Origin of the sequence: Vibrio profundum (assembly GCF_050337555.1) — a bacterium.
Taxonomy (GTDB): domain Bacteria; phylum Pseudomonadota; class Gammaproteobacteria; order Enterobacterales; family Vibrionaceae; genus Vibrio; species Vibrio profundum.
Genome location: NZ_JAKJTA010000018.1, coordinates 43,221 through 56,430 on the forward strand (window position 1 = coordinate 43,221; position 13,210 = coordinate 56,430).

The 13,210-nt window shown below is 46.9% G+C and carries 10 protein-coding genes and 5 tRNA genes; 11 read left to right on the forward strand and 4 right to left on the reverse strand.

Translation table 11 applies throughout. The annotated features are described in order from the left end of the window. Positions 1–4: 4 nt before the first annotated feature. The 3 genes from L4C34_RS16135 to L4C34_RS16145 form a co-directional block, all read right to left on the reverse strand. The gene (locus L4C34_RS16135; protein WP_428790375.1) at positions 5–1,111 is read right to left on the reverse strand and encodes an efflux RND transporter periplasmic adaptor subunit; all 1,107 of its coding nucleotides are present in this window, start codon (positions 1,109–1,111) and stop codon (positions 5–7) included. A gap of 19 nt (positions 1,112–1,130) precedes the next feature. Then, on the reverse strand, positions 1,131–1,712 hold the full coding sequence (locus tag L4C34_RS16140; protein ID WP_428790376.1) for a TetR/AcrR family transcriptional regulator: 582 nt from the start codon (positions 1,710–1,712) through the stop codon (positions 1,131–1,133). 132 nt (positions 1,713–1,844) lie between these two features. Continuing rightward, entirely contained in the window at positions 1,845–2,849 is a 1,005-nt protein-coding gene (locus tag L4C34_RS16145; protein ID WP_428790377.1) for a YHYH protein, read from the reverse strand. A 268-nt stretch (positions 2,850–3,117) separates the two neighbouring features. On the opposite strand from L4C34_RS16145, the gene rep reads away from it, so the two are divergent. Beyond that, positions 3,118–5,133: a DNA helicase Rep gene (rep, locus tag L4C34_RS16150; protein ID WP_428790378.1), complete on the forward strand. Its 2,016-nt coding sequence runs from the start codon at positions 3,118–3,120 to the stop codon at positions 5,131–5,133. Positions 5,134–5,194: 61 nt separating this feature from the next. Here the strand turns inward: rep and L4C34_RS16155 are convergent, their stop codons facing one another. Then, positions 5,195–5,611 carry a c-type cytochrome gene (locus L4C34_RS16155; protein WP_428790379.1) on the reverse strand — a complete coding sequence of 139 codons (417 nt, stop codon included), beginning with the start codon at positions 5,609–5,611 and terminating at the stop codon, positions 5,195–5,197. Between the two features lie 221 nt (positions 5,612–5,832). Here L4C34_RS16155 and L4C34_RS16160 point away from each other — a divergent pair. The 10 genes from L4C34_RS16160 (at position 5,833) to L4C34_RS16205 (ending at position 13,202) form a co-directional block, all read left to right on the forward strand. Then, a tRNA-Arg gene (locus L4C34_RS16160) sits at positions 5,833–5,909 on the forward strand. Positions 5,910–5,938: 29 nt separating this feature from the next. Continuing rightward, positions 5,939–6,014 (forward strand) — tRNA-His (locus tag L4C34_RS16165). Between the two features lie 21 nt (positions 6,015–6,035). Further along, positions 6,036–6,112 (forward strand) — tRNA-Pro (locus L4C34_RS16170). 66 nt (positions 6,113–6,178) lie between these two features. After that, positions 6,179–6,254, forward strand: a tRNA-His gene (locus L4C34_RS16175). A 24-nt stretch (positions 6,255–6,278) separates the two neighbouring features. Further along, positions 6,279–6,355: transfer RNA gene (locus L4C34_RS16180), tRNA-Pro, on the forward strand. A 371-nt stretch (positions 6,356–6,726) separates the two neighbouring features. Beyond that, entirely contained in the window at positions 6,727–8,442 is a 1,716-nt protein-coding gene (locus L4C34_RS16185) for a dipeptide ABC transporter ATP-binding protein (RefSeq protein WP_428790380.1), read from the forward strand. A gap of 87 nt (positions 8,443–8,529) precedes the next feature. Beyond that, positions 8,530–10,083: an ABC transporter substrate-binding protein gene (locus tag L4C34_RS16190; protein WP_428790381.1), complete on the forward strand. Its 1,554-nt coding sequence runs from the start codon at positions 8,530–8,532 to the stop codon at positions 10,081–10,083. A 140-nt stretch (positions 10,084–10,223) separates the two neighbouring features. Further along, on the forward strand, positions 10,224–11,201 hold the full coding sequence (locus tag L4C34_RS16195) for an ABC transporter permease (protein WP_428790382.1): 978 nt from the start codon (positions 10,224–10,226) through the stop codon (positions 11,199–11,201). 4 nt (positions 11,202–11,205) lie between these two features. Then, positions 11,206–12,144: an ABC transporter permease gene (locus L4C34_RS16200; RefSeq protein WP_428790383.1), complete on the forward strand. Its 939-nt coding sequence runs from the start codon at positions 11,206–11,208 to the stop codon at positions 12,142–12,144. Between the two features lie 182 nt (positions 12,145–12,326). After that, positions 12,327–13,202, forward strand: a complete 876-nt coding sequence (locus L4C34_RS16205; RefSeq protein WP_428790384.1) for an SPOR domain-containing protein — start codon at positions 12,327–12,329, stop codon at positions 13,200–13,202. Positions 13,203–13,210: the final 8 nt, after the last annotated feature.

A 13,210-nucleotide genomic window follows, 5' to 3' on the forward strand; every position in this document is an offset into this window, starting at 1 on the left:
CCAGTTATAACATTGGTGCTTTGGCAGGTAGTTGCAGCGCAGAGTCTTTAACCACTCGCACTTTGGAGCCGTTAGACAAATGCACCTGACCAGATGTGACGATAACGTCACCCGCTTTTATGCCACTCAATATATGAGCGACGCTACCGATGCGCTCACCTACATTGACAACCGCTTGCTTGGCGCGTTTGACACCATTGTCATCGCTAACGACATAAACATTGTCTCCATATAGCGCGTAGGTAATGGCGGTTTGCGGCAGGGTAACTTGATTCGGGACGGACGGAAGTAGGATATTGGCACGGGCAAACATCCCAGCCAGCAACTTGCCATCGCTGTTTGGAATATCAGCTTGTATCTGAATCAGACCACTTTGCGCATCAACAGCAGGCTCAATCGCTCTGATCTTACCTTTGAAAACTTGGCTAGGATAAGCATCGACAGATATATCGACTTCTTGTCCATTCTTAACCTTGGCGATGTCCGTTTGTGGAATCGTCAATACCAGACGCATTACGCTGGTGTCTTCAAGTTGAACAATTTCTGTTCCCGGCTGTACGTATTGGCCTAAGTACACATTGCGAATACCAAGCACACCGGAAAATGGCGCTTTGATATTGCGCTGTTCAATCGTCGCTTTCAGGCTCTTTATTTGTGCAACTAAAGAAAAGTAGCTTGCTTTGGCACCATCATAATCTTCTTGCGAGACTGAACCTTTTTTATACAGGTCTTTGTAGCGCTTATATTTGGCTGCTGCTGCTGGCAAGTTGGCTTCAGAGCTTTCTAGATTCGCAATTTCTACGTCAGAATCAAGCTGAACCAGTGACTGACCCGCTTTGACCGATTGGCCTGACTCGAATGCCACTTTATTGATGACGCCGCTGGTTTCGCTGGCTAATGTGACACCTTGGTGAGGTTCGATAAAACCAATAGCTTGGATTGTAGGAACCCAGTTTACTGGCTTCACCGTGGTTACGGTAACGGGGAATTCTGGCTCAGGTCGATTAGCCAAGAATTCAGCGATTTTCTTTTCTTTAAATATATTGATACCAATCACACTGCCAAATAGTACCAGTGCGATAAGTAACATTATCAAAGTCCACTTTTTCATTCTGTTCAGAACTCCAAAATTAGTGAGTGATTATTGCATCCCAACAAGCTTCCAACGCTGCGTCAAGCAAGCTGCTGTCCAGTTCGTAAAAGCCTAAAGAGTGTTTTCGAGCTAACGCGGCACTTGCTTCAAAACTGAGAACCGCAAGAATTTCGTTATCTAATGGTTTGAATAAACCTTGTTCTTTTCCTTCATTAAATAGTTTACGCATTTCAGTGAATATCTGCCATTCACGCTCCTTGATGGTTGCATAAGGTAGGGAAGGAAGCGACGCATATTGCAGCCGATTGCTTATTGTTCCGATATTGGCGTTCGCAAACTGCCAAATATTAAGCCACATTGTGCGAAAGCGAAGTTTGAGCGGCATACCATCGTGGACACCTGCCTGCGCTGCGAGCGCGATACGTTGCATTACTGAGAAACGTACTTCGGCCAGTAGGGTATTTTTATCGTCAAAATAGCGATAGAGGGTTCCCGTCGCGACACCGGCACAGTTGGCTAATTTGTGCATGGAAAACCCTTGGACACCAAATTCGGCTACGAGTTTTTCGGCCGCGGTCAAAATTTGCTGCCGTTTGTCGGTGACGTCTGAATCAGACATGAGATCCTAGCCAGTGAATGAACGTTCATTCATTATAGTCTTAACATACTCCTTCTATGGAAGAAAAGAATATTTATTAAGCAAAATTATTATTTTTTAGCTTCTTTGGCCTTTTTTACGACTAAGGTGCCATTAATACGAGGGTGGAGGGGGAGGTCGGCGGTGTTTTCCACCACGATGTGTCGGTGGTTGGTGAGCGTGATGACCAGGAGCAGCCTTGTTGAATGAAGGGTCGGGGGTGCCTTTAAAGCAATTGAGGATATATGGGAAACTATTTGTAACATAATAGCCATATTGCTTATGGATGGTCATGCCATTGCACTGGTCGAGATCGCCCGAACCTTCAACAAACACATAGTCGTCGCGATAGGTTCCGTCATATTTTCCCCCAGGGCTATTATTACCGCTGGGCCGATTCCCTGGTTTCAGTTGATAGCTCGATTTTGCGGGGCGAATGATGCCATTGTCTGAGAGGTAAGGGCCCAGAATAGGAAAGCCATCCGCGGCGAAGCCGATTACAGGGGAGACTCGTAATCGGCTGTCGGAAAATAGGGCGCTGGGACTGGCGTGATAGTGGTAGGTTCCATCAGGTTGAGCGTGAGCATGATGGCTGTCGGTTAGGAAGTCACTGTAACGAAAGGCGGGATCGTAGCGCCATTTTTGGCTCATATCAAAACACCCAACCTTTCCGTCTGCAACCCCAAAGCAGCCTGCCGCAAGTACATCGACTTTCACTCCGTTGAGCATCACCGCATTATCGCTGCGCAGTGATAAGGGGCTGGCTTTGGGTGCGATACGAGGGTGTCGTGTTACCTGATACTCTTGCTGTTGTGGTTTTACTTGGTTGGGGAAGGCGCGTTTGCCGTCGTTGAAATCATGGTTTGGGATGGCATTACTCTGGAAGGTGCAGCTATCCTGATCGGCGGTAATCGTGAGGGTTGCGATTTGGCGGCGCTGTAAGTGAATATCTTGTGCGGTGGCTTCGTATTGCCCGACATAATCACCACAATTGGCTCTCGTCTTATTGAACGTTTTGTTGGTGATGTCCTGAACCGTGTTCACATTGGCTTGTGCGATAGTAAGGGGCAAACTAGAGAGTAGCCCCGCGCTCAGAGCATAGACTTGTGTTCGTGCCATTTTTTTCTCCACTCTAATCACGACCTTTGTTAATACGGCAACTGTCAGCAACTTGCTGTTAACCAAGTTAAAGTGTAGTGGCTACGCTTTAAGGTGAGGGAAGGGGCGTAAAAATTGTGGTTGAGATCGATAAACCCAATGTTGCTCACCAGTCTCGCTCAATAAGTCCGGCTTGCGAGAGGATCAATATTACCGGCAGGAATCCATTCGCAATCAGGCGCGCGGGCGACTATTATACGCCAGATAAATTCTTCACATTGAGGCCAACATGAAGCTGAATGCTCAACAAGATGCGGCAGTCAAATATGTCTCTGGGCCCTGCTTGGTATTAGCAGGAGCGGGCTCGGGTAAAACGCGCGTCATTACCAATAAAATTGCTTACCTTGTTCAGCAGTGTGGCTATAAAGCGCGCAATATTGCTGCGGTGACGTTTACCAATAAAGCGGCGCGCGAAATGAAAGAGCGTGTTGGACAAACGTTGAGTAAAAGCGAAAGCAAAGGCCTCATGGTGTCGACGTTTCATACCCTTGGCCTCAATATTATTCGCCGAGAATATCGCTCACTTGGTTTGAAAGCCGGATTTTCTTTGTTTGATGACCAAGATCAGCTGGCATTGTTGAAAGAGCTGACCGAAAAACAGTTGGATGGTGATAAAGACTTACTTCGAGCGTTAGTGAGCCACATATCCAATTGGAAAAACGATATCTTGACGCCAGATCAAGCACTGGCACGCGCTGCTGGAGAGCAGCAGCAATTGTTTGCCCTTTGCTATGCCATGTATCAAAAGCAGATGAGTGCCTACAATGCGTTAGATTTTGACGACTTAATTTCACTGCCAGTGACGTTGCTTAAAACTAACCAAGAGGTGAGGCAACATTGGCAGAAACGATTGCAGTATTTGCTGGTGGATGAGTATCAAGATACCAACACTAGCCAATATGAGTTAGTGAAACTCTTAGTGGGTGAACGGGGGCGCTTGACCGTTGTAGGAGATGATGACCAGTCGATCTATTCTTGGCGAGGTGCGAAACCGCAGAACTTGGTATTGCTTGGGGAGGATTACCCCAACTTGCGTATTGTGAAATTGGAACAAAACTACCGCTCTACGAGTCGCATTTTGCGTGCCGCGAATATTTTGATTGCCAATAATCCTCACGTGTACGAAAAGAAGCTGTTTTCAGAGATCCCGGAAGGGGAGAAGTTGAAAGTGCTGCTGGCCAAAAATGAAGATCATGAAGCTGAGCGGGTCACGGGGGAGCTGATTGCACATAAATTCCTCAATCGTACTGAATATCGCAGTTACGCAATCTTGTATCGTGGCAATCACCAATCTCGCCTGATTGAAAAGTCTCTGACGCAGAATCGAGTGCCTTATAAGCTTTCCGGAGGTACTTCGTTTTTTGCTCGTGCCGAAATTAAAGACATCATGGCCTATTTACGTGCTTTGGTGAACCCAGACGACGACAACGCGTTTTTGCGCATCGTGAATACGCCTCGCCGAGAGATTGGCCCGGCGACGCTAGAAAAATTGGGCAGCTACGCCAATATGCGTGGTAAGAGCCTCTTTGCGGCAAGCTTTGAATTGGGCTTAGAGCAACATCTATCTGGACGAGGTTTAGCCAATCTACGTAAATTTACCGAGTGGCTAGTGGCTATTGGTGACAATGCCGAACGCGGCAATACGGTTGAAGCAGTACGTTCTTTGGTGCGAGATATTCATTATGAAGATTGGTTGTATGAAACCTCGTCAAGTCAGAAAGCAGCTGAAATGCGGATGAAAAATGTCTCGGATCTGTATGCTTGGATTGTTGCCGACCTTGAAGGGGATAATCCCGACCAAGAAGAGAAATCGCTTAAAGAAGTGGTGCAGCGTCTGACATTACGCGACATGATGGAGCGAGGGGAAGAAAATGATGACACGGATGCGGTGCAGTTAATGACGCTACACGCTTCCAAAGGGCTTGAGTTTCCTTATGTCTATTTGATTGGTAGTGAGGAAGGGATATTGCCTCACCAAACCAGTATTGATGAAGACCAAGTGGAAGAGGAGCGCCGCTTGATGTATGTCGGAATCACCCGAGCACAGCGCGAATTGACGTTCACCTTGTGTAAAGAAAGACGCCAGTATGGAGAGTTGCTTAAGCCAGAACAAAGCCGCTTTCTGGATGAACTGCCACAAAGTGATATTGACTGGGAGCTGAAAAAGAAGCCTGTCTCTCAAGTTGAACGCATGGAGAAAGGGCAAGCCCATATTGCCAATCTTAAGGCAATGTTTAAAAAATAAGGCTGAAAAAGCAAGGATAGAGATAACGCTTGTGATGCGACGTAGAGTCTCAGCGTTATCTTTATAGCCCTTCTATCATGTGGTTGATCGCTGCCACTATTTCTTTATCTGAGCAATCCATACATGTGCCTTTGGGCGGCATCATATTGAAGCCCTCAATGGCGTGTTTCTCCAGCACTTCATGTCCTTGCGCTATCCTAGACGCCCAGTCGGCTTCGTTCCCTGTTTTGGGTGCTCCGCCCACTCCTGATGCGTGGCAAGCCACACAATAGGTGCCATATACAGCAGCGCCGTCTCTTGGCCCTGAGGGTTTGCTAGCTACGACCTGTTGGCCTGACAAGTAGACGCTGCCGATGGGTTTGATTCGCTCAACCAAGGCTTGTTGTTCTTGTTCAGTCAATTTTGCTGCCAGTGCGTTGGTTGAGAACGCCATCGCCGCACATAAAAAGCCAATCGGTAATAATGATGGTATGTCCATGAATCTCACTGTACTTTCCCTAGTATCAATTGTGGTTAAGTATATGCAGAGAAAGCATATTGATAAAAGGTAACTTATCCGCTTCAAGGGCTGTATCACATCTCACGAGAGGGGGTTTTTCAGGAAATTGCCCAAAAACTCATCAAACGATCAAAAAAGTAGAAAAAGTACTAGACGCCATTGGGCGATATCCGTATTATTCCACTCCGCCGATAGGGCATGCGCCCGTAGCTCAGCTGGATAGAGCGTTGGCCTCCGGAGCCAAAGGTCGAAGGTTCGAATCCTTTCGGGCGTGCCAGAATCCGGAGTCGGCAAAAATAAGTAATGGTGGCTATAGCTCAGTTGGTAGAGCCCTGGATTGTGATTCCGGTTGTCGCGAGTTCGAGTCTCGTTAGCCACCCCATTTACTTATTACAAATTAGTTCGGTGAATAGCGCAGCTTGGTAGCGCATCTGGTTTGGGACCAGAGGGTCGGGGGTTCGAATCCCTCTTCACCGACCATTATTATTGCATTTAGACCGCCACGGTCTGGATGAGTTGAGATGACGTCTCGACGACAAATTGTTGGTGGCTATAGCTCAGTTGGTAGAGCCCTGGATTGTGATTCCGGTTGTCGCGAGTTCGAGTCTCGTTAGCCACCCCATTCTTTAGTATAAGAATACTTGCTCGGTGAATAGCGCAGCTTGGTAGCGCATCTGGTTTGGGACCAGAGGGTCGGGGGTTCGAATCCCTCTTCACCGACCATCATACGAAGCCCTAGTCGTTAGACTAGGGCTTTTTTCATTTCTGTCTATCTATTCTTTGTCGCCGCCAAATCTTTTGGATTCTCTTTCTTGCCTCCACTTTTCCCGTAGATATCAGCACACGACTATTTAATAAGTAACACGTTGACTATCATTGCAACACATTCTCATTTTTATTCAGAGCTAAACGTTAATTAATTTTATCCAGCGCATGGCAAAGTGTCATGTGTGTTGCTTTATTGTAAAAATTTTGCCAAGTTTACTAACTCATGATTCACGATATTAATGCTTTTAGTGCTGGTTTATTTTGAATATGTAGGTAATTAGTTCAAATAATCAGCAGTGCACAGGTGTTCTATAGAGGTTGAGTAAATGTCGCTGTTAGAGGTAAAGAACCTTCGTATTGAATATCCATCGCGTCACGGTGTTCACGCCGCGGTGAAATCGTTGTCGTTTAGTATTGATCGCGGTGAGATTGTTGGAGTTGTCGGTGAATCTGGAGCGGGTAAGTCAACCGTTGGTAACGGGGTGATCGATTTACTGAGCCCTCCTGGACATGTGGCAAGCGGTGAAGTGTTTCTCGATGGAAAGAAAATATCCGGTCTCACTCCAGAACAGATGCGCTTTGTGCGCGGCTCTAAGATCGGCTTTATCTTTCAAGACCCGATGACTTCCTTGAACCCTTTATTCACTGTTGAACGCCAGTTGACTGAAACCATTCATGCCAACATGAAGGTCTCCGAACAAGTTGCGTATCAACGAGCACTTTCTTTGATGACTCAAGTTGGTATTCCCCAGCCTGAAAATAGACTCAAACAATTTCCTCATCAATTTTCGGGTGGTATGCGCCAGCGGGTAGTGATCGCTATTGCGTTAGCGGGTGAGCCGGACTTAATTATTGCCGACGAACCCACCACAGCGTTAGACGTTTCGATTCAAGACCAAATTTTGAGTTTAATCCGAGACCTCTGCATTAAAAACGATGTTGGCTGTATGTTAGTCACTCATGATATGGGAGTGGTATCGAATGTGACGGATAGAATCGCGGTTATGTATCGAGGCGATTTGGTTGAATTTGGTGAGACAAAAAAAGTACTGGGTGAACCTGAGCATCCTTATACACGTAGCTTGATCTCTGCGGTACCTCGTTCAGATGTGAAGCTAGATCGCTTCCCTTTGGTGAGCTATATCGAAGAGGCCCATGAGCTGGTGCAGCTTGATGTAAAGAATCATTGGCTAGGACAAAGTCAGGATCAGCGTGATTACGATGGTGCGCTGCTTTGTGTTGAAAACGTTAATTTGCGCTTTGTGACGAAAGACTCCTTTCTCCCTAGTCGCCGCGAGTATGTGCAAGCATCGAATGATGTGAGCTTTGAAGTGCGAGAAGGTGAAACCTTTGGGCTCGTCGGGGAGTCAGGATCGGGGAAATCTACGATAGCGCGCGTGATAGCGGGATTGTATGCGCCGGATTCTGGCAAGGTAAGTTTTGAAGGTATTGATTTAACCGCCCTGAAGTCAGAAAGTGAGCGGCGTCCACTACGCCGTCAAATGCAGATGGTTTTTCAAAACCCTTATACGTCGATGAACCCTCGCATGAAAATATTAGACATCATTGCAGAGCCGATCCGTTTTCATAAATTGACCAGTGGCGAGGCGCAAACGCGACAAATTGTCGATGACTTGCTCGACCACGTGGGTCTTGGAAAGCAGTCTGGTATCAAATACCCCCATGAATTTTCAGGTGGCCAGCGGCAACGGATCTCCATCGCTCGTGCGTTGGCAACACGGCCTAGGCTACTTATTTGCGACGAGCCCACCTCTGCACTCGATGTGTCCGTTCAAGCGCAAATTCTCAACTTGCTGAAGGATCTGCAAGATGAATTGAATTTGACCATGTTATTTATCAGCCACGATCTTCCTGTGATTCGGCAAATGTGTGACCGAGTCGGAGTGATGCAGCGCGGAACGTTATTAGAAGTGGCGCCAACAGAGCAGCTATTTGCACAGCCAGAGCATGAATACAGCCAGCATCTGATTTCCTTGATGCCCGAATTTAAAGGCCTCAGAAATCCGCTGGCGGTGGACTAAGTCGATACCGCGATTCAATGATGAACTTGGAATATAACCAAGTCTATAAACCAGTAGGGATGGTGATCCCGCAAAAGGAGTTAGGCAATGAAAACCATGAAAAGCAAATTGGCGACCGCGTTAATGGTCGCTGGTTTAAGCTTCGGTGCAGTGGCGGCGGATATTACAGTGGCGTATGACGCAGATCCTGTGTCATTGGATCCCCAAGAGCAGTTGTCGGGGGGAACGTTACAAATGTCGCATATGGTCTTCGATCCTTTGGTTCGTTACACACAGGATTTGGATTTTGAACCTAGGTTGGCAGAAAAATGGCAGCGTATCGACGATAAAACCTATCGTTTTTATTTACGTAAAGGGGTGAAATTCCATTCGGGGAATGAACTGACCGCTGATGATGTGGTGTGGACTTTTGATCGGCTCAAGTCATCGCCAGACTTTAAGGCGATCTTTGAGCCGTACAGTAAGATGGTAAAAGTGGACGACTATACGGTCGATTTGGTTTCCAACAACTCTTATCCATTAGTGCTACAAACCGCCACGTATATATTCCCGATGGACAGTAAGTTTTATTCAGGAAAAACCGCTGACGGTAAAGACAAGTCGGCCATTGTTAAACACGGTAACTCTTTTGCCTCGACTCACGTTTCTGGAACCGGTCCATTTATTGTTACTGAACGTGAGCAAGGGGTTAAAGTCGAGTTTGAACGTTTCAAAGGTTATTGGGATAGCAATTCCAAGGGTAACGTTGATCACTTGACCTTAAAACCAATCAAAGAAAATGGCACACGGGTGGCGGCACTCTTGTCTGGGGACGTTGATATGATAGCGCCGGTGCCGCCGAATGATCACCGCCGAGTGACTAGCGCTAAAGGGATTGATCTCGTGACCTTACCCGGCACACGTATCATTGAGTTCCAAATGAACCAAAATCGCAACAAAGCGCTGAAAGATGCTCGGGTTCGTCAGGCGATTGTGTATGCCATCAATAATGAAGGTATCGCGAAAAAGATCATGAAGGGCTTTGCCACGGTTGCTTCCCAGCAAGGACCAAAAGGTTACGCAGGTTATAACCCAGATTTAGCTCCGCGTTACGATTTGAATAAGGCCAAACAACTCATGAAAGAGGCGGGTTATGAAAATGGCTTCAACCTCACCATGATTGCGCCGAACAATCGATATATAAACGACGCAAAAGTGGCCCAAGCTTCGGCGGCGATGTTGTCGAAAATTGGTATTAAAGTCGATCTTAAAACGATGCCAAAAGCTCAGTATTGGCCGGAGTTTGATAAGTGCTCTGCCGATATGCTGCTGATCGGTTGGCACTCTGATACAGAAGACTCCGCTAACTTTTCTGAGTTCATGACCATGACCAGAGACGATAAAACGGGCCAAGGTCAGTACAACTGTGGTCACTATTCTAATGCTGAAGTCGATAAGCTGGTCAAAGCGGCAAATGTAGAAACTGATCCGGCCAAGCGAGCCAAGATGCTGCAGGACGTTGAGGGTATCTTGTATAAAGAAGCCGCCTTTGTTCCTTTGTATTGGCAAAACTTGGCGTGGGGGGCGAAATCAAATGTAGAGATTAAGCCAATCGTCAATGCGATGAACTATCCATATTTCGGTGACCTCGTCGTGAAGTAAGCCTAAATGACACCGCGCGTTGAGCGCGGTGTCATTGTTCTTATCGCTAGTGTGATAAGAGCCTATTCCGTTGGCGCTGTTGCACTTTTCCTTATTAGCCTGCGCAGCGAAATCCACTCCGACAAGCAAAGGGGCACGAAATGTTTTCGTTTCTGGTCAACCGCCTATTTCAGGCACTGATAGTGATGTTTGTGATCAGTTTGGTGGCGTTCTCAATCCAAGACAATTTGGGAGACCCGCTTCGCGAGCTAGTAGGACAGTCTGTGTCTGAAGCTGAACGGCAAGCGCTGCGCGATGAGCTTGGCCTTAATGATCCTTTCATGACCAAATACTCACGCTTTATCGCCGGGGCGCTGCATGGCGACCTAGGTACGTCATACTTCTTTAAGCGTCCTGTTGTGGACGTCATTCTCGATAAATTAGTCGCAACTCTTGAGCTGGTTTTTGGTGCGACGGTGCTGATCATTGTATTGTCTATCCCGTTGGGAGTGTATTCAGCGATTCACCCCAAAAGCTGGTTTTCCAAAGCCGTGATGGCCTTCAGTAGTATCGGGATTTCCATTCCCGTGTTTTTGACCGCCATCATGCTGATGTATGTATTTTCGATTGAATTGGGTTGGTTGCCATCCTACGGGCGAGGTGAAACCACGGCGCCATTTGGTTGGCAATCTGGCTTGTTTAATCTCGATGGTCTAGCCCACTTGGTTCTGCCTTGTGTCTCACTAGCATCGATTATGTTGCCACTCTTTATTCGTTTGGTGCGTTCTGAGATGTTGGAAGTGCTGAGCTCTGAATACATCAAGTTCGCCAAGGCGAAAGGGATTAAGCTGCGCAAGATTTACTACCAACACGCGCTAAAAAATACCATGTTGCCAGTCTTGACGGTGGGTGGTGTTCAGATAGGGACGATGGTGGCTTACACCATCTTAACAGAAACGGTATTTCAGTGGCCGGGGACAGGGTTTCTATTTTTAGAGGCCATTAACCGTGTGGATACGCCGCTAATTACGGCCTATGTGATTTTTGTCGGTTTGATCTTTGTGGTGACGAATACTGTGGTGGATTTGCTATACGGCATTATTAATCCAACCGTAAATCTGACTGGAAAAGGGGCGTGATACGATGAATCAAACGACTTCGACTGTGTCGCGTTGGCAGAGGTTTAGACAATCGGACTTTTTATACTATTTCTTACGAGACAAAGTGGCTATGGTCAGCTTTGCCGTGTTTATGGTGGTGTTAGTTGCCGCACTTGCCGCCCCGCTTGTTGCACCAAGCGATCCTTATGACCTTTCTTCTATCGATATCATGGATTCAGAATTGCCACCGTCTTGGTTTTCTGACGGTGACGCTCGCTTTGTACTGGGGACGGATGACCAAGGGCGAGACATATTATCGACGATATTGTATGGGTCACGCTTGTCGTTGGCCATTGGCTTTTTAGCCGTTGGACTGCAATTGGTGTTAGGGATTGTGATCGGATTATCCGCTGGCTACTTTGGTGGCCGAATTGATAGCTTTTTGATGCGTTTTGCCGATGTACAACTGTCGTTTTCTACCATGATGGTCGCCATTATTGTGTCGGCGATATTTAAGGCCAGTTTTGGCAGTGAATTTTACAGCCAATACGCGGTGTTGATGTTGGTGGTGATCATCGGTATTGCTGAGTGGCCACAGTATGCACGTACTATCCGTGCTTCGGTTTTGGCTGAGAAAAAGAAAGAATATGTTGAAGCGGCGCGGGTGATGGGCTTTCGGGCGCCAAGAATTATGTTCCGCCATATATTGCCCAATTGTTTGTCACCGATCTTGGTGATTTCAACCGTACAAGTGGCCAACGCGATTATGTCGGAAGCGGCATTATCTTTCCTCGGCTTGGGTTTGCCAGTCGATCAGCCTTCATTGGGTGCTTTGATTAGTATTGGTTTCAACTATATCTTTTCTGGCTCTTGGTGGATAACCGTCTTCCCAGGGATAGTGTTGATAACGTTAGTCTTGGTGATTAACTTGCTTGGCGACTGGCTCCGAGATGTGTTCAATCCGAAGATTTACAAAGGTTAAACAGAACGATAAGCAATAAATAGCTCAGAGTTAGTTGCAAGCGGTGATTAAAATTTGCTTAATAAAAAGTCGTTATATGGTGTAACGGCTTTTTTTTTGCATGTCTTTAAGTTAGATCTCAGCGGATGAGAGTCAATGCCAGTAAATTGACGTCAAGAAGATTACTATCATGTGAGAAGGGTATGGGTATTAAGTGGGAATCCAAATCTCTAGTCAAAGGAGTTAAGGCTGTAGGACTAAGCGTGCTGATGGGCTGGCTACCCTACGCGAATGCTGACGCTGACTTTTTGTGCGATGCCAGTCAGGCGTCGAGCTCTCAGTTGCCAGTGCTCGACAAAGCCTGCCCAATCGGGAAAGGCTTGTGGGGAAGAGCGCCGAAAAACAACCATGATTATTTTTGGATTCAATGCGGCTTGCTTGATGCGCCATTGACACCAAATCAAGCTAAGCCTCTGTATTCACAAATATCCACTAATGTTTGGATGAGGCCAGCGCCAAACGGTTACCGATGTTTGATTGGGCCTTATCGTGACTTTCAGCAAGCGGTAGTGGAGTTGCAACGTGTTCAGCAGATCAAAGGTAATCAAGATGCCTTTTTACGTGAGGTATTAGATAGCTCTTCTACGATTGATAAACGCAGCCAGCCAGCCCCCAGAGAGAAGAGAGCGCAACAACAAGCAAGTTTAGTTAAAGAGGCGCAGCCGACGGAGAAACCTAGAGTTTCGGTGCCGATCCGAGCAGAAGCACGGATTGACGGGGTGACCTATCAAGTCCCATTTTTAGGCGACCAGAGATACGAGTATTATATGGAACGTAATAAGCCCTGGACTCGTCTTGATTACACCCATGCGCGCCAAACTTGTCAGCAGATGGGGATGGGATTAGCAACGATCAGAGAATGGCAGCGGTTACTGGCCTCGAAACAATTGAATAATGGGCATTGGCCAGTTTCTTTGCCGTACTGGGGGGAAAATAAACTCGGTTTGTTTACTAGTGGTAAGGTGAATCAATTACAAGGCAATTCTGAGCTGAATGTCCTTTGTGTTTCTACCAGCTAGCTTTGTAG